Source organism: Bacillus sp. PAMC28748, from assembly GCF_014250415.1.
GTDB lineage: Bacteria > Bacillota > Bacilli > Bacillales > Bacillaceae > Bacillus > Bacillus licheniformis.
In genome coordinates, this window is sequence record NZ_CP060192.1 from 2,924,588 (window position 1) to 2,941,445 (window position 16,858).

Here is a 16,858-nt window from a genome sequence, read left to right on the forward strand (position 1 = left end):
CAAAATAATTAACCAGTTTTTACTATATTTAAGTTACATCAAAGTCAGACAAGGCGTCCACAAGGAGAGGGGGACAGGAAAATTCAGCTAATTTCATAAAAAAGGGGGATGTTCATTTGAAAAGAAAGCTGAGAAAAAAGGCGTTTTCCACCATTTTAAGCGGTTTGTTAATCGGCTCGCTGTTCATGCCCGCCGTTTCAGATGCCGCAGCAAAGCCCGCACTTACTTCCATGAAAGAACAAGCAGCCGCAGGGAAGGGGAAAATTTCAAAAACTCTTGTCAAACAGTTCAAAAAAGAAGATCAAGTCACATTTTTGATTAAACTGAAAGATCAAGTCGATACACCAAAAGTGGCCAAACAGGCGGAAAAGAACGCGAAGAAAAAGTCGCTGAGCGCTGCTAAAACAGAATATCAAAAACGCTCGGCTGTTGTTTCCGCTTTAAGAGTCAAAGCGGATGAGTCGCAAAGCGATCTGAAACGTTATTTGAAAAAGCAGGAAAAACAGGGGAACGTAAAAAAAATCAGATCCTATTATATTGTCAACGGCATGGCCGTCCATGCGACGAAAGAGGTCATGGAACAAGTAGCGGCTTTTCCGGAAGTAGAAAAAGTGCTTCCGAACGAAAAAAGGCAGCTGATCAAACCGACTAAACAGTCTGTGAAAAAATCAGCAGCCAAGGATGAAAAAGAAATCGAATGGAATATCAATCGAGTCGACGCACCAAAAGCCTGGAAATTGGGATATGACGGATCGGGCACGGTTGTCGCGTCGATTGATACGGGCGTGCAGTGGGATCATCCGGCCTTGAAAGAAAAATACCGCGGATATGACCCGAAGCATCCCGATCAGCCTAACCACGAATTCAGTTGGTATGATGCGGTTTCAGGCGCTTCTGAACCATTTGACGATCTGGAGCACGGCACGCATGTAACCGGGACGATGGTCGGCTCAGAGCCTGACGGCCAAAACCAAATCGGCGTGGCGCCGGGTGCGAAGTGGATTGCTGTGAAAGCTTTTTCAGATGACGGCGGAACGGACGAAGACCTTATTGCAGCAGGTGAATGGATTTTGGCGCCAAAAGATAAAGACGGCAACCCGCACCCTGAAATGGCGCCGGATGTCGTCAATAACTCATGGTCAGGGGGAGCCGGGATTGATGAGTTTTACAGGGATATCGTAAAAGCGTGGCGAGCTGCCGGCATCTTTCCTGAGTTCTCTGCGGGGAACGTCGATTTCGCCAATCCGGGAGGACCTGCTTCGATTGCCAATCCGGCAAACTACCCTGAAGCGTTCGCAACCGGAGCGACAGACATCGATAATCGCTTAGCCGATTTTTCACTTCAAGGTCCTTCCCCGTATGATGAGACTAAGCCTGAAATATCGGCGCCTGGTGTCAACATTCGCTCATCTGTGCCTGGAAGCGGCTATCAAGACGGCTGGGACGGCACTTCAATGGCTGGCCCGCATGTCGCAGCCGCCGCCGCTCTTATCAAGCAAGCCGATTCGTCGATCACTGTTGATGAGACCGAAAAGATTTTGATGGAAACTGCAACACCGCTCACAGACAGCAAATTTACCGAATCGCCGAACAACGGATACGGCCACGGACTCGTGAACGTGTTTGACGCAGTGTCCGCTGTGACAGGCGGGTTGGACAGAGCGGAAGGACAAGTCGGAAAAGAAGGCGAAGACAAAAGTCCGCCGGCCTTAAACCATCAAGAGATCACCGAAATTTACTCAGGCTCGAAAACGCCTCTTAAAGCTGATGTAGAAGACGATGTCAGCATCATATCGGTCAAATTGAGCTATAAAACAGATGACGCCGATTGGGAGACGATCGCTGCCAAACAAACTTCCGGCGACTATAAAAAAGGAACGTACGAGGCGGCTGTAACTGTTTCTGAAGGGAAAACCCTTTCCTACAAGTGGATTGTCACCGATTTCGGAGGCAACAAAACGGAATCCAAAGTGTACGAAGTCCCGATTTCCCCGGCTGTGACAACAGGGTATAAACAAGATTTCGAGAATTCCGCCAGCGGCTGGCTCACATCAGGCGTGAAGAATTCATGGGAGCGCGGAATTCCTCAGTCAGGCCCGAACGCCGCAGCATCGGGAAAAAACGTATTCGCAACAAATCTGACAGGGCCGTATGAAAGTTCGGCTAATATGAATCTTCTCATGCCTCCTGTCAGCGTTCCAAAAAATCAAAAGCTTTATCTCACATACAAATATTGGCACGATATTGAAGAGGACTTTGATTACGGCTTCGTTTACGTACAGCCTGAAGGAAAAGGTGAATGGATCCCGGCTGCCGAGTACAGCGGCAAGACATCAGAATGGAAAGACGGACAGATCGATTTGTCGGAATACGGGGGACAGACGATTAAGGTCATGTTCAACCTTCAATCTGACGACAGCATTGAAGGTGACGGGCTGTACATCGATGATGTAGCGCTTGTCAAGGAAGTGAAGAGCGCCGGTACGAAAAAACGATTGGGCGTTGAAAAACAGCCGGCCAAAATGAAGGATAAGAAAACAAAGAAACGAATGATTGATCCGAAAAAAGCAAAACCGGCAGAAGCCCTTCAGGAAAAAACCGAAACGAAAAAAGCAGCTCCTGCGGTTCTTCCGGTGCGCGCTCAGGTCAGCGTGCTGGAAACGGGCAAATCGACATATTCCAACCAGGCAACAGGCGCATACAGCTTGGCTCATGCACCTGGAACCTATACGCTGAAAGCGGAAGCGTACGGATATGAATCAAACGCCCAAACCGTAAAAATCGAGTCCGACAAGACAACAACGGCAGACTTTGTTTTAAAAGAACTAAAAAAAGGGACGCTCACCGGAACGATAAAAAATAAAAAAACGGGCGAACCCGTCCGGCATGCAAAGTTGTATATCGTTGAAGATGCAGCTGTAAAACCAGTCCAGACGGATGATGACGGAAGCTATTCATTAACGGCCTATGAAGGCTCGTATACGGTAAAGGTCTCTGCAAACGGATATTACAGCAGCGAGTTTTCCGTTGATTTAAAAGGCGATGTCTCGAAAGATATCGATCTCGATCCTTTCATCGGCTATCCGGGGGAAATAGGCTATGATGACGGAACCGGGGAAAACGCCTGGGCTTTCTATGAATCCGGCAACGGGCTGGCCGTTAAAATGACGCTTGAAAACGGGCAGGAAAAAGCCATGCTGAAAGGCGGTTTGTTTAAATTCTGGGATACAGAATTCCCTGATCCGGGCGGCACTGATTTTGCAGTAGAGGTCTATGATGCTTCGGGTGAAAAAGGCTCTCCGGGCAAAAAAATCGCCGGCCCGTTCAAGGCTGAAGCGCTCCGCACAGGCGAATGGACGACCGTTGATTTAGGTGACGAAGGCATCATCGTCGGAAAAGACTTTTACCTCGTATACGTCCAGAAAGAGGATCTGGCCAACTCACCTGGACTTGCTACAGACGAAGACGGAGAATATTCCGGCCGCAACTGGCAGTATACGGACGGCTCATGGTCAAAAGCGCCATCAGACCAAGGCAACTTTATGATCCGCGCTTTGGTCGACTATGAATTGTCGGTGCCTGTGATTACGTCTCCTAAAGACGGATTCATCACCAACCAAAAGAACGCTGTCATTGAAGGGACATCCTCGCCGAATACGACCGTTCATCTCTTTAACGGGGATGAAGAAGCCGGAACAGCGGAAACGGCGGCAGACGGCACTTTCTCAAAAGAAATACCGTTGAATAAAGGGGAAAATGTCATCACCGCGAAATCGTCATCGGCTTCCGGAACGACTGATGCTTCAGAACCGGTCCGGATCGTCCTTGACCAGAAAAAGCCGAAGCTTACAATCGACACGCCGGAAAGCGGCTCAAAACTCAATAAAGAGACCGTCACCGTGAAAGGAACAGTATCAGACGATCACTTAGAATCTGTTCATGTAAACGGCAAAAAAGCAGCTGTTGACAATGGCGAATATTCTGCAAGGATTATGCTTGACAACGGCAAAAATGAAATCAAAGTAACGGCATCGGATGCGGCAGGCAACAAAACGACCAAAAAGGTCACGGTAGATGTCAACTTTGAAGCGCCGCAAATCACCGGCTTGAAACCGGCCGAAGATCTCGAGCTCAAAACGGGAGAAACCGTGAAAATCGAGTTTGAAAGCGCCGCTGATTTGGATGCTGTCTTTGTGATCAGAATGCCGCTGACCAATTTCAAAACCGCTGCCCAAAACGTAACGGAGCTGCCGATCAGAGAAGTCTCAAAAGGAAAATATGAAGGATATTGGACCGCTACTTCAACTGCAAAAGCAAAAGGAGCGGAAATCGAGGTCATCGTCAGAGATGATTACGGCAATGAAACGAGACAAACGGCAAAAGGCAAGCTGTATATCAATGAAAAGCTGAAATAAAGGTGAAAAGACGCTGTCTTTAATGGCAGCGTTTTTTTCGTTTTACGATCGACAAATTCAGTACGAAAACTTCAAAAAATGTACGATTTACGCAACATTAATTGACAGACTTTACCTTTGGGCTTGATTTATACTTAGGAAAACAAACACTAAGGTCACCGAGCCGCAGAAAGGGGAAGGATGTGGAAATCTATTTAGATGCGATATGGCTGTTAAACTTTTGTTTTGACTTGCTGCTTTTAATGATGACCGCATTTATTTTAAAGCGAAGGGTTAAAAAGCGGAGGCTGATCCTAGGGGCATTTGTCGCGTCAAGCATCGTTCTGTTTATGTTTACACCTTTTTCACCGTACGTCCTTCATCCTGCCGGCAAACTGTCGTTTTCGGTTGTGATCGTTCTTGTGGCATTTGGTTTTAAGCGGTTCCGGTTTTTTTTGCAGAATTTGTTTTCTTTTTATTTTGCCACTTTTTTAATGGGAGGAGGGATTATCGGAGCGCATTCTTTGCTTGAAACGGATTCGATCATGGAAAACGGCGTCTTTATGACGAATTGGTCCGGTTTTGGAGACCCCGTCAGCTGGCTGTTTGTCTGTGTGGGTTTTGCGGCTGTATGGCTGTTTTCAAAAAAGCGTTTTGAAGATGCTGAAGCGAAGAAAATTCAATACGAAGAACGCGTCCGCCTAGAGGCCTGCATTGGTGAACATACGCTTCATTTCACCGGATTGATTGACTCCGGAAACCAGCTCTACGATCCAATCACAAAAACGCCCGTCATGATCGTCAATATTGAAAAATTGAAAGTTGTATTGGGAGAAGAGGCAAGTGTGACCATCAAGGAAATGAGCCCGCTTGATGCCGTCGGGAAACTGGATGAAGCACTGCCGTATATCGGGCGGATCCGCCTGATTCCGTACCGCGGGGTCGGCCATCAGCATCAGTTTCTGCTCTGCTTAAAGCCGGATCATGTGCTCGTTTGTACGGAAAGAGAAGTGATTGAAGCGCCGAAATGCCTGATTGGCATCAGCACATCACCGCTTTCCGCTGACGGCGAATTTGACGCCATCGTCCATCCGAAAATGCTGGCCGGAAACCCGGTCAAACACGTTTCTTAAACTTGAAGTCTGTTACATTATCATACTCCTGAAGACGTTTATTTAGAAGGGGGAGGAAGATGAAAAAACTAAAATTAAGGTTAACCTATCTATGGTACAAACTTTTAATGAAACTGGGGCTGAAAAGCGACGAAATTTATTATATCGGCGGAAGCGAGGCGCTTCCCCCGCCATTGTCAAAAGATGAAGAGCAGGTGCTTCTCCATAAGCTGCCTGACGGTGATCAGGCGGCACGAGCGATTTTGATTGAACGAAATCTCAGACTGGTCGTGTACATCGCGAGAAAATTTGAAAATACAGGAATCAATATCGAGGATTTAATCTCCATCGGCACGATCGGGCTCATCAAAGCGGTGAATACGTTTAATCCCGAGAAAAAAATCAAACTGGCTACATATGCTTCCAGATGCATTGAAAATGAAATTTTGATGTATTTAAGAAGAAACAATAAAATCCGTTCAGAGGTATCATTCGACGAACCGCTGAACATCGATTGGGACGGAAATGAGCTGCTTCTCTCAGATGTGCTCGGAACAGAAAACGACATTATTACAAAAGACATCGAAGCAAACGTTGACAAGAAGCTGCTGAAAAAAGCGCTTGAACAGCTCAATGACAGAGAAAAACAGATCATGGAGCTCCGTTTCGGGCTTGTCGGAGGGGAAGAAAAAACACAAAAAGACGTTGCCGATATGCTCGGGATCTCCCAGTCATATATTTCCCGACTTGAAAAAAGAATTATTAAAAGGCTCCGAAAAGAATTCAACAAGATGGTTTAATTTTTTTATGAAATTTGAAGCATTGACAGTCAAGGGTTTTCGGCTCGATCTTCTTATTTTTGGAAATTAACGATGCATATTTTTCCCACCCGAGGAGATACTGAACTTTGTACAGCAGCTCCTGTAGGGAGGGAAAAAAGTGTCGAGGAATAAAGTTGAAATCTGCGGGGTTGATACATCAAAACTGCCCGTACTGAAGAACGAAGAGATGAGAAAGTTATTCAAGCAAATGCAGGATGAAGGAGACACAACAGCGAGAGAAAAGCTTGTTAACGGCAATTTGCGCCTTGTCTTAAGCGTCATTCAAAGGTTTAACAACAGAGGAGAATATGTTGATGACTTATTCCAAGTCGGCTGCATCGGACTAATGAAATCAATTGATAATTTTGACCTGAGCCACAATGTTAAGTTTTCAACATATGCTGTACCAATGATCATCGGAGAAATCCGCAGATATTTGCGCGATAACAACCCGATCCGCGTCTCACGGTCACTCAGGGATATCGCGTACAAGGCGCTGCAAGTGAGAGAACGGCTGATCAGTGAGACAAGCAGGGAGCCGACTGCTCAGGAGATCGCTAAAGAGCTTGAAGTGTCCCATGAAGAAATCGTTTTTGCGCTTGACGCCATTCAAGATCCTGTATCTTTGTTTGAGCCGATTTACAATGACGGAGGAGATCCGATTTATGTCATGGATCAAATCAGCGATGAGCGCAACAAGGATTCGCAATGGATCGAAGAGCTCGCCTTAAAAGAAGGCATGAGACGGCTGAATGAACGGGAAAAAATGATCCTCAGAAAACGCTTCTTCCAAGGCAAGACGCAAATGGAAGTCGCTGATGAGATCGGAATCTCCCAAGCCCAGGTCTCAAGGCTGGAAAAAGCCGCCATTAAACAAATGAATAAGAACATTCACTAAGCCGCAGTCAATCTGCGGCTTTTCACATGCTAAAAATGGAAAATCTCTCATTCACTTTATTAAATATATAAGCTATAATAAAAGAATTATATTTTAATTTATCAGAATATTTACATAAAAAAAGGGGGATTTTAAGTGGTTCTGCAGCTTGAGCATGCTTCACTAAAACGAAACGGAGAGTGGATATTAAAGGATATTGATTGGACGGTGGAAAAGGGGGAGCACTGGGCGTTATACGGATTGAACGGAGCCGGCAAAACCGCACTGCTCAATATGCTGTGCGCTTATTATTTTCCGACAATAGGAAAAGTCACCGTGTTAGGGCGCGAATTCGGAAAAACGGAGCTTGGCGAGAAGCTTCGGCGAAAAATCGGCCTTGTTTCAGCCGCCCTGCAGCAGAAGCTTTATCCTGAAGACAGTGCATTTGAAATTGTTTTAAGCGGCGCCTTCGCTTCGATCGGCCTTTATGAATCGCCTTCACAGTCTGTCAGAGAGAAAGCGGTCGCCCTCTTGGAGGAATTCGGCTCCATCCGCTATGCGGACAGGAGATATGAAACGCTCTCCCAGGGAGAAAAGCAAAAGGTGCTGATCGCAAGGGCCTTGATGGCCGATCCTGAGCTGCTGATTCTCGACGAACCTGTCACCGGTCTAGATTTTATCGCGAGGGAGCAGGTGCTGGATACGGTTGAACAAATTGCCAAGAAAGACAGTGCGCCGTCCATGCTTTACGTTACTCACCATGCAGAAGAAATTCTCCCCGCTTTCAGCCAAACCCTGCTGTTAAAAAAAGGGGAAGTGTTTGCGTTGGGAAAGACAAGAGAGATGATGTCCGGCGAGGTTCTGTCCGAATTTTTCGATATGCCCGTCCAGGCGGTATGGACGGAAGATCGGCCGTACTTGTCCAAGAAAAAAACTGCAAACCTCAATGTTTAAAGCTTCGGATGTGTTTGGGAGCCTCCTTCTATTATGGAGGCTCTTTTTCAGCTTTCATCATTTTAAAGAAGCTGGTAAGATAATAAAGAACGTCATGTTTTAGGGGAGTTCATCATTATGATCATTCAATTCATTCGCTACAGATAATGAAAGGTATAGACAAACGCTTAGCCCATCCACACCTATGGCTTTAAAAATGCCGAAGGAGCGGGTTTATTTGTCTATGCCTTTTTCATTGATCTAAATACGAATGAATGAGGTGTAACAATGATGAATAAAAAATTAAAAAGAGCAGCGCTTATGAAGAGGCACGAAACGATGTTTCAGTGCCCGATATGTGCGGCGAATATGGCGGTCACCGATTTAAAAAGCCTGATCTGTGCAAACGGACATACGTTTGATATCGCAAGAGAGGGATATGTCAATGTCACGACGCATGCTCCTTCTGTTAAATATGATAAAGAATTATTTGAAGCGAGAAGAATGTTAGCCGCCGCCGGCTTTTTTGAACCGCTTAGCGGCGTGTTGACAGATCGTCTCGAACAAGCAGGCCTCCCGTTTTGCAACTTTGTCAGCATCCTTGATGCCGGCTGCGGGGAAGGTTCGCATTTGGCGCGGATCGCTGAAATGCTTCAAGCGCGTTCCGGAACGCCTGTCCTTGGCGTCGGGCTGGATTTGGCGAAAGCCGGGATTGTGTCTGCGGCTAAGCAAGAAAGAGAGGCGATCTGGTGTGTCGCCGATCTGGCTGCCGCACCGTTTCGGAATCGTTCATTCGACGCGATCCTCAATATATTGTCGCCTTCTAATTACGCGGAATTCGAGCGGCTGTTATCGGATGACGGCATCGTTTTGAAAGTGATTCCGAGAAGCGGCCATCTGAAAGAACTGAGGAGATTTTTGTACGACGGCTCGGACAAACAAGCCTATACGAGCGAGGATACGGCTGAGCGCTTCGCGTCTCATTTTGATCTGATCGACAGAACGGAGATCGCCTACAGCAAACGTTTAGACCGAATCCAGCTCCCGCCGCTCATCAAGATGACGCCTTTATCATGGCGCGCGCAAAAGGAGCGGATCAATGCCTTTCTAAAGAAGGAATCCGCTGTTATGACCGTCCATCTCGATATTTTAGCCGGCAGGAAAAAAACGAAATAAACCACTGAAAAGGCAGTCTAAATAAAGGACTGCCTTTCATATAATCTTAAAAGGACATTTGATCAGAGGAGGCGTGCGGTGGACATGATGAATATTTCTGATTTCCAGATAAAAGATGTCGTTAACGTATCAAACGGAAAAAAGCTCGGCAGCATCGGCGATATCGATATAAATGTAACGACAGGCAAAATACAGGCGATCGTCATCGGAGGAACGGGGAAAGTTTTCGGATTTTTCGGAAAAGAAGAGGAAATCGTCATTCCGTGGCGAAATATTGTTAAAATTGGAGAAGATGTGATTCTTGTGCGTTTAAGCTGATCTAGCACAATCAGATGCTGCCTGATCAATCGGCGGACCTTTATCCGCCTGCTTTTTTCAAAATGTTGTGAACGATGAGAACGTCTGCAAAAGCAGGGATAAATGTTGCAAACAATACATTTCGTTTAGTTTTTTGAAACGAAACTAAACGAATGCATCAAGATGTGTTAAAATAGGAGCGATATGATGAAAGACTACGATGTTTGTCGAAAGGCTGATCACCATGAATACATATAACCCCTTTCGTCTTGATGCTCCGTCAATGCTTTTGATTGAGGAATGGAATCAGACGGCGGAAACCGGCGGAGCCGTCACAGCCGGATTTACGACAAAAAACGGCGGAGAAAGCGAACCGCCTTTTCACTCATTGAATACAGGGCTGCACGTTCAGGATCATGAACAGCATGTCATCAATAACAGAAAAAAGGTTGCCGACATCCTAAAAACAGATCTGCACGACTGGGTATTTGCTGATCAGACGCATGAAGACCGGATTCATAAAGTGACGGATGGCGATCGCGCCAGCGGCGCTTTCCGATACGATACGGCGCTGAAGGCTACGGACGGACTTTATACAGACAGGCCAAACCTGTTTTTGGCGCTTTGCTTTGCCGACTGCGTTCCCGTTTATTTTTACGATCCGGTCCGCTCGCTGGTCGGCATCGCTCACGCGGGCTGGAAAGGCACCGCACTTGGGATCGCCGCCAGCATGGTTGACACGTGGATCAGGCGGGAAGGGTCGAATCCCGCAGACATCCGTGCCGTGATCGGGCCTGCGATCGGTTCGTGCTGCTACACTGTCGACGATCATGTAATAGACAAAATCAGAAATCTTCCTCTTCAGCAAGAAGACAAAGCCTTTTTGACGATAAAAGAAGGGGAGTACCGTCTCGAATTAAAAGAAGTGAACAGGCAGCTGCTTGTACACGCCGGAATTCCAAACGGCCAGATCGAAGTGAGTTCCCTTTGTACGAGCTGCGAGCGTTCACTGTTTTTCTCCCATCGGAGAGACCGGGGAAAAACCGGACGGATGATGTCCTTCATCGGATTAAAGGAGGTATAGCTTACAGGTGGATGTAAAAAGCAATTTACGACATATAAATGACAGGATCAACGAAGCGTGTATCAAAGCGGGCAGAACGCCCGACGAAATATCCGTCATCGCTGTCACGAAATATGTTTCCCCGGAACGGGCGCAGGCAGCGCTGGATGCAGGAATCAGGCATTTGGGTGAAAACCGTGATACCGGGCTGCTTCACAAGCTCGACGTTCTGAAAGACAGCGAACCGGTATGGCATTTTATCGGAACCCTGCAGACGAGAAAGGTAAAAGCAATCATCGCTCATGTCTCATATATCCATTCTTTAGACAGGCTTTCACTGGCCGATGAAATTCAAAAGAGGGCAAAAAAACCGATTGACTGTTTTGTCCAGGTCAACACATCCCTTGAACCTTCAAAACACGGCATGGCAAAAGAAGAAGTTCTTCCTTTTGTAAAAAAACTGTCTGGATACGAAAACATTCGGATCGCGGGATTAATGACGATGGCTCCTTTTACGGATGATGAGAAGGCAATCAGAAGCTGTTTTCGCTTGCTGAGAGAGCTGCGCGACGAGGTGCGCGGCCTTGATCAATGGAACGCTCCGTGCAGCGAGCTTTCGATGGGTATGTCTAACGACTATGCGATCGCAGTCGAGGAAGGCGCGACATTCGTCAGAATCGGATCTTCCTTAGTCGGAAATGAAACTGGAGGTGGACAATCATGAGTTTGAAAAACAAATTTAAAAACTTTTTTTCCTTGGATGATGAGGAATACGAATACGAGTATATTGAAACAGACAGGGAGGAAATCCCTGAAGAGCATGAATCAAAAGACAGAACCGCCTACCAGTCTAAAGCGGCTGGGAAGCAGAATGTCGTAAGTTTGCAAAGCGTTCAGAAATCTTCTAAAGTAGTGTTAAGTGAGCCTCGGGTGTACGCGGAAGCCCAGGAAATCGCAGACCATATCAAAAACCGACGCGCCGTCGTCGTGAACCTGCAGCGCATCCAGCACGATCAGGCGAAAAGAATCGTTGATTTCTTGAGCGGAACTGTATATGCTCTCGGCGGCGATATTCAGCGGATCGGAGCGGACATCTTTTTATGCACGCCTGAGAACGTCGATGTTTCCGGCACGATTTCCGAGCTCATAGAAGAAGAACATCAGAGGTGGTAAATCGCAGATGATCCTACTTTATCAAATTTTAAGCACGCTTTTAACCGTCTATTCTTTTGCGCTCATTATTTACATTTTTATGTCTTGGGTGCCTAATGCAAGGGAATCTTCATTCGGCCGGGTGCTTGCTTCACTTTGCGAGCCTTATCTCGAACCGTTCAGAAGGATCATTCCTCCGCTCGGGATGATTGATATTTCTCCGATTGTGGCGATTTTCGTCCTGAAATTCGCAGATGCAGGGCTTCTTGCGGTTTTCAGAATGCTCGGCGCTTTTTAATTGAGATCATGCCGATTTCCCGTAAGGACTTGCCGGCGGCAGCGGCGCCGCTTTTCATGAGTGTGCCTTCAATCTTTGCGGGCCGAGTATCGGGCTTGGCTGTAGCCAGGCCTCTTTACATAGAAAGGAAAGACAATGAGCGATATTTACCAGCATTTCAGAAAAGACGAAGAGCCGTTTATCGACCAGGCTCTTGAGTGGAAAAGAATCGTAGCGGAACAGTACCGGATGAAGCTGACCGATTTTTTGGATCCGCGGGAACAGGTGATCCTGCAGTCTGTCATCGGTCAGTCGGACGAAGTGAGGCTTGAATTTTTCGGGGGGTTCCCTGAGGCTGAACGAAAGCGGGCTGTGCTGTTCCCCGAATATGCCGAGCCGTCTGCCGAAGATTTTCAGCTTCAAGCCTGGGAAGTCATCTACCCGCAAAAATTTGCCTCCATCGAGCATCGCGAGCTTCTCGGCTCATTGATGGGCATCGGATTGAAGCGCCAAAAGTTCGGCGATCTGATCTTTTCGGACGGAACATGGCAGTTTATCTGTTCGGAAGAAGTCGCTGATTTTGTTTTCACCCAGCTGACACAAATCGGCAAGGTGAAAGTTTCCCTTGAAAAAATTCCGCTTTCAAAGCTTAAAGTACCGGAGCAGGATGTCGAAATAAGGGATGATACGGTTTCATCTTTGAGGCTTGATGCGATTTGCTCGGCAATGAGCAGGCAATCCCGGCAGAAAGCACAGGTTCTTGTGAAAAACGGCCTCGTGAAAGTGAACTGGAAAGTCATCGAAGACCCTTCATATGCACTGGCTGAAGGGGATATGGTTTCGATCCGGGGATTTGGCCGCTTCAGAATGAAAAACATTGACGGCAAAACGAAGAAGGGCAAATGGAGATTGACGTTTGAAAAACAAAAATGACGCGTTTTAACAGTTTTTTCTCCGCCCGGTCGAATTTTGCTTTATAATGTTGACTAGGACAAGTGTACATAAAGAAAAAAATGGAGGTGGGCAGCATGCCTTTGACGCCAAATGACATTCATAATAAAACATTTACGAAAGCGTTCCGCGGCTATGATGAAGATGAAGTGAACGAATTCCTGGCCCAGGTGAGGAAGGATTATGAGATCATTCTGCGCAAAAAAAATGAGCTTGAAACAAAGGTGAACGAGCTTGACGAGCGTCTCGGCCATTTTTCGACGATCGAAGAGACGTTGAATAAATCGATCCTTGTCGCACAGGAAGCGGCAGAAGACGTAAAGCGCAATTCCGAGAAAGAAGCGAAGCTCATCATCCGTGAAGCTGAGAAAAACGCAGATCGGATCATTAATGAGTCTCTTTCAAAATCGAGAAAGATCGCTATGGAAATCGAAGAGCTGAAAAAGCAGTCAAAAGTGTTCAGAACCCGTTTCCAAATGCTGATCGAAGCGCAGCTTGACCTGTTGAAAAACGATGACTGGGATCATTTGCTTGAATACGAAGTAGACGCAGTAATGGATGAAAAGGAATAGATTTTCGTTTGCAATCTTGACATACCGTCATCTGTTCGCATATAATACGTTCATAAATTGAGTGAAAAACGTTTGAGAGGGACAGACATTGATTCCTGAAAACAATGAAAGCGACCCGGGGGCGGTGTAAGCCCGGGATTGTTGGAATCGTTGTGTATCAGCCCTCAAGTTTCCTTTCTGAACCGTCCAGTAGGAAAGGACGTCCCATCACGTTACGATGTTTGAGCGGATAAGCCGAATCGGCTTGTCTAAAAGGGTGGTACCGCGAGATCAAAGCCTTCTCGTCCCTTATGGGATGAAAAGGCTTTTTTTGTTTTAGAAAAGATGTTTTGGAGGAATGGTAATGGATTATAAAGACACGCTCTTAATGCCGAAAACAGATTTTCCGATGAGAGGAAACCTGCCGAACCGCGAACCTGAAATCCAGGGGAAATGGGAGGATATGGACATTTACAGCCTCGTTCAGAAACGTACCGAAGGCCGGCCGATGTTCGTGCTTCATGACGGACCGCCGTATGCGAACGGCGATATTCATATGGGGCATGCGCTTAACAAAGTACTGAAGGATTTCATCGTCCGTTCGAGATCGATGAGCGGCTATCATGCGCCGTACGTTCCGGGCTGGGACACACACGGCCTGCCGATTGAAACAGCGCTCACGAAGAACAAAAAAGTGAAGCGCAAAGAAATGACAGTTGCCGAATTCCGCAAACTTTGCGAAGAATATGCATGGCAGCAAATCGAAGGCCAAAAAGCGCAATTTAAGCGGCTCGGTGTCAGAGGAGATTGGGAAAATCCATACGTGACGCTTAAGCCTGAGTTTGAAGCGCAGCAAATTAAAGTATTCGGCGAAATGGCGAAAAAAGGCTATATTTACAAAGGGAAGAAGCCGGTTTACTGGTCTCCTTCAAGTGAGTCTGCTCTGGCTGAAGCGGAAATCGAGTACCATGATAAACGCTCTCCGTCTATCTATGTTGCATTTGATGTAAAGGATGGAAAAGGCGTATTAACAAACGGCGAAAAGATTGTCATCTGGACGACAACGCCGTGGACAATCCCGGCCAACCTCGGCATCGCCGTACATCCTGAACTGGAGTACAGCGTCGTTGCTGCCGGCGGCGCGCGCTACGTGATGGCAAGCGCATTGATTGAAAGCGTGGCAAAAGCGATCGGCTTTGAAGATCATGAAGTCGTTCAGACTGTTAAAGGTAAAGATTTGGAACATATCGTCGCAGTTCATCCTCTATACGGCAGAGATTCGCTTGTGATGCTCGGCGAACACGTAACAACAGATGCCGGTACAGGCTGCGTTCATACCGCTCCAGGACACGGGGAAGACGACTTTATCATCGGTCAAAAATACGGGCTTGACGTGCTTTGTCCGGTTGATGAAAAAGGACATATGACGAGCGAAGCCCCTGGTTTTGAAGGACTGTTTTACGATCAGGCCAACAAGCCGATTACAGAACAGCTCGAAGAAAAAGGCGCTTTGCTGAAGCTTGATTTCATCACTCACTCCTATCCGCACGACTGGAGAACGAAAAAACCGACTATTTTCCGTGCAACCGCCCAATGGTTCGCTTCCATCAAAGACTTTAGAGACGAGCTTCTTGAAGCGGTTAAAAAAACTAAATGGGTGCCTGAATGGGGCGAGACACGCCTCTACAATATGATCCGCGACCGCGGCGACTGGTGTATTTCAAGACAGCGCGCATGGGGCGTGCCGATTCCGGTATTTTATGCGGAAAACGGGGAGCCGATCATCACGGACGAAACGATCAACCACGTTTCTGAACTATTCAGGGAGCACGGTTCGAACATTTGGTTTGAAAAAGAAGCGAATGAACTGCTTCCGGAAGGCTTTACTCACCCTGGAAGCCCGAACGGCAAGTTTACAAAAGAGCAGGACATCATGGACGTCTGGTTTGATTCAGGTTCGTCTCATCAGGCCGTACTGGAAGAGCGCGAAGATCTTGTAAGACCTGCCGACTTGTATCTGGAAGGATCTGACCAATACCGCGGCTGGTTTAACTCATCGATTTCGACAGCGGTTGCCGTAACAGGCAAAGCACCTTATAAAGGCGTGCTTTCGCACGGTTTTGCTCTTGACGGAGAAGGCCGCAAAATGAGTAAATCACTCGGCAATGTCGTTGTTCCTGCAAAAATCATGAACCAGTTCGGGGCAGATATTTTAAGGCTGTGGGTTGCGTCTGTCGACTATCAGGCAGATGTCCGCGTGTCTGACGCGATCTTAAAGCAAGTCGCAGAAGTGTACCGGAAGATCCGCAACACGTTCCGCTTCCTTCACGGAAACATTGCTGATTTTGACCCGGCGAAAGATGCAATCGCTGTGGAAGATCTGAGAGAAGTCGATCAGTACATTTTGATCAAACTGAACAGCCTCATTGAAAAAGTCAAAAAAGCGTATGAAGAATACGATTTTGCGGTCATTTACCATGCTGTCCACAACTTCTGTGCGATCGAGCTCAGCTCATTCTATATGGACTTTGCTAAAGACGTCGTTTATATTGAACACGCCGATCATAAAGACCGCCGCAGCATGCAGACCGTTTTTTACGAAACGCTGCTTGCGCTTGTCAAGCTGATCGCGCCGATTCTGCCGCATACTGCGGACGAAATGTGGAGCCACTTCACATTCGTATCGGAAAAAAGCGTGCAGCTTACAGATATGCCGGAAACAAGAGACATTCCGAATGCAAAAGAGACGGAAGAGAAGTTCGACAGCTTCATGAAGCTGCGCGACGATGTTCTTAAAGCGCTTGAAACAGCACGGAATGAAAAGATCATCGGAAAATCTTCGGTTGCCAGCTTGACGCTGTATCCGAATGAAGAAGCTAAAGCGCTGCTTTCTTCAATCAAGGAAGACGTCAAACAGCTGTTCATCGTGTCGGAGCTTGCCATCGGCGGAACGGAAGCCGATGCGCCTGAGGATGCGCAGTCGTTTGAAGCAGGAAAAATCGTCGTTGCTCAGGCAGAAGGCGAGACTTGCGAGCGGTGCCGCATGGTTTCCAAAGAAATCGGCGAGGATCCCGATCATCCGGAACTCTGCCCTCGCTGTGCTGGAATTGTGAAGACGTATTATCAAAATTAACCATGAAGCGGTTCGGAGTTTTTCCGAACCGCTTTTAGCATGCCGCCAAACCTTATCATTTGCTGTCATGCCTGCTAAGTAAATAAAAAGGATCGGCAGCTAACCTGCTTGAACGCCGCCG

Annotated in this window: 14 protein-coding genes and 1 other annotated feature; all 14 genes read left to right on the plus strand. The window is 47.1% G+C overall.

All coding sequences use genetic code 11. The features are described from left to right. Positions 1 to 116 precede the first annotated feature (116 nt). The 14 genes from H7F26_RS15065 to ileS all read left to right on the plus strand — a co-directional run bounded on the left by H7F26_RS15065 (position 117) and on the right by ileS (position 16,737). Positions 117 to 4,415: a S8 family peptidase gene (locus H7F26_RS15065; protein WP_026699227.1), complete on the plus strand. Its 4,299-nt coding sequence runs from the start codon at positions 117 to 119 to the stop codon at positions 4,413 to 4,415. Positions 4,416 to 4,597: 182 nt separating this feature from the next. After that, positions 4,598 to 5,527, plus strand: a complete 930-nt coding sequence (gene spoIIGA, locus H7F26_RS15070; RefSeq protein ID WP_009328548.1) for a sigma-E processing peptidase SpoIIGA — start codon at positions 4,598 to 4,600, stop codon at positions 5,525 to 5,527. 59 nt (positions 5,528 to 5,586) lie between these two features. Beyond that, positions 5,587 to 6,306 (plus strand): RNA polymerase sporulation sigma factor SigE, encoded by a 720-nt coding sequence (gene sigE / locus H7F26_RS15075; RefSeq protein WP_003181573.1) that lies wholly within the window; start codon positions 5,587 to 5,589, stop codon positions 6,304 to 6,306. 139 nt (positions 6,307 to 6,445) lie between these two features. Beyond that, a complete protein-coding gene (sigG, locus tag H7F26_RS15080; RefSeq protein WP_003181576.1) occupies positions 6,446 to 7,225 on the plus strand; it encodes an RNA polymerase sporulation sigma factor SigG in 780 nt (259 codons plus the stop codon). 135 nt (positions 7,226 to 7,360) lie between these two features. Then, positions 7,361 to 8,158, plus strand: a complete 798-nt coding sequence (locus tag H7F26_RS15085; protein WP_009328547.1) for an ABC transporter ATP-binding protein — start codon at positions 7,361 to 7,363, stop codon at positions 8,156 to 8,158. Positions 8,159 to 8,425: 267 nt separating this feature from the next. Further along, positions 8,426 to 9,313 (plus strand): putative RNA methyltransferase, encoded by an 888-nt coding sequence (locus H7F26_RS15090; RefSeq protein ID WP_017474821.1) that lies wholly within the window; start codon positions 8,426 to 8,428, stop codon positions 9,311 to 9,313. Positions 9,314 to 9,397: 84 nt separating this feature from the next. Beyond that, the gene (locus H7F26_RS15095) at positions 9,398 to 9,631 is read left to right on the plus strand and encodes a YlmC/YmxH family sporulation protein (RefSeq protein ID WP_011197962.1); all 234 of its coding nucleotides are present in this window, start codon (positions 9,398 to 9,400) and stop codon (positions 9,629 to 9,631) included. A gap of 223 nt (positions 9,632 to 9,854) precedes the next feature. Further along, positions 9,855 to 10,694: a peptidoglycan editing factor PgeF gene (gene pgeF / locus H7F26_RS15100; protein ID WP_026080858.1), complete on the plus strand. Its 840-nt coding sequence runs from the start codon at positions 9,855 to 9,857 to the stop codon at positions 10,692 to 10,694. A gap of 7 nt (positions 10,695 to 10,701) precedes the next feature. Next, complete coding sequence (locus H7F26_RS15105; RefSeq protein WP_017474820.1) at positions 10,702 to 11,397, plus strand: YggS family pyridoxal phosphate-dependent enzyme; 696 nt, start codon at positions 10,702 to 10,704, stop codon at positions 11,395 to 11,397. Next, positions 11,394 to 11,846, plus strand: a complete 453-nt coding sequence (gene sepF, locus H7F26_RS15110; protein WP_003181594.1) for a cell division protein SepF — start codon at positions 11,394 to 11,396, stop codon at positions 11,844 to 11,846. Before H7F26_RS15105 ends, sepF begins: the two co-directional genes overlap by 4 nt. 10 nt (positions 11,847 to 11,856) lie before the next feature. Beyond that, positions 11,857 to 12,123, plus strand: a complete 267-nt coding sequence (locus H7F26_RS15115; RefSeq protein WP_025804499.1) for a YggT family protein — start codon at positions 11,857 to 11,859, stop codon at positions 12,121 to 12,123. Positions 12,124 to 12,258: 135 nt separating this feature from the next. Continuing rightward, positions 12,259 to 13,035, plus strand: coding sequence for a YlmH family RNA-binding protein (locus H7F26_RS15120; protein ID WP_009328544.1), 777 nt, complete (start codon positions 12,259 to 12,261; stop codon positions 13,033 to 13,035). A 95-nt stretch (positions 13,036 to 13,130) separates the two neighbouring features. Continuing rightward, on the plus strand, positions 13,131 to 13,625 hold the full coding sequence (locus H7F26_RS15125; protein WP_003181601.1) for a DivIVA domain-containing protein: 495 nt from the start codon (positions 13,131 to 13,133) through the stop codon (positions 13,623 to 13,625). 62 nt (positions 13,626 to 13,687) lie between these two features. Continuing rightward, positions 13,688 to 13,917 (plus strand) — a binding site (T-box leader). A 51-nt stretch (positions 13,918 to 13,968) separates the two neighbouring features. Then, the gene (ileS, locus tag H7F26_RS15130; RefSeq protein WP_017474819.1) at positions 13,969 to 16,737 is read left to right on the plus strand and encodes an isoleucine--tRNA ligase; all 2,769 of its coding nucleotides are present in this window, start codon (positions 13,969 to 13,971) and stop codon (positions 16,735 to 16,737) included. The last annotated feature ends 121 nt before the right edge of the window (positions 16,738 to 16,858 follow it).

What these genes read in the sequence shown, in the direction of transcription:
- H7F26_RS15120 (WP_009328544.1), top strand. Translation starts at nt 12,259, where the DNA reads ATGAGCGATATTTACCAGCATTTCAGAAAAGACGAAGAGCCGTTTATC.
- sigE (WP_003181573.1), top strand. Translation starts at nt 5,587, where the DNA reads ATGAAAAAACTAAAATTAAGGTTAACCTATCTATGGTACAAACTTTTA.
- H7F26_RS15125 (WP_003181601.1), top strand. Translation starts at nt 13,131, where the DNA reads ATGCCTTTGACGCCAAATGACATTCATAATAAAACATTTACGAAAGCG.
- pgeF (WP_026080858.1), top strand. Translation starts at nt 9,855, where the DNA reads ATGAATACATATAACCCCTTTCGTCTTGATGCTCCGTCAATGCTTTTG.
- sepF (WP_003181594.1), top strand. Translation starts at nt 11,394, where the DNA reads ATGAGTTTGAAAAACAAATTTAAAAACTTTTTTTCCTTGGATGATGAG.
- H7F26_RS15090 (WP_017474821.1), top strand. Translation starts at nt 8,426, where the DNA reads ATGATGAATAAAAAATTAAAAAGAGCAGCGCTTATGAAGAGGCACGAA.
- H7F26_RS15095 (WP_011197962.1), top strand. Translation starts at nt 9,398, where the DNA reads ATGATGAATATTTCTGATTTCCAGATAAAAGATGTCGTTAACGTATCA.
- ileS (WP_017474819.1), top strand. Translation starts at nt 13,969, where the DNA reads ATGGATTATAAAGACACGCTCTTAATGCCGAAAACAGATTTTCCGATG.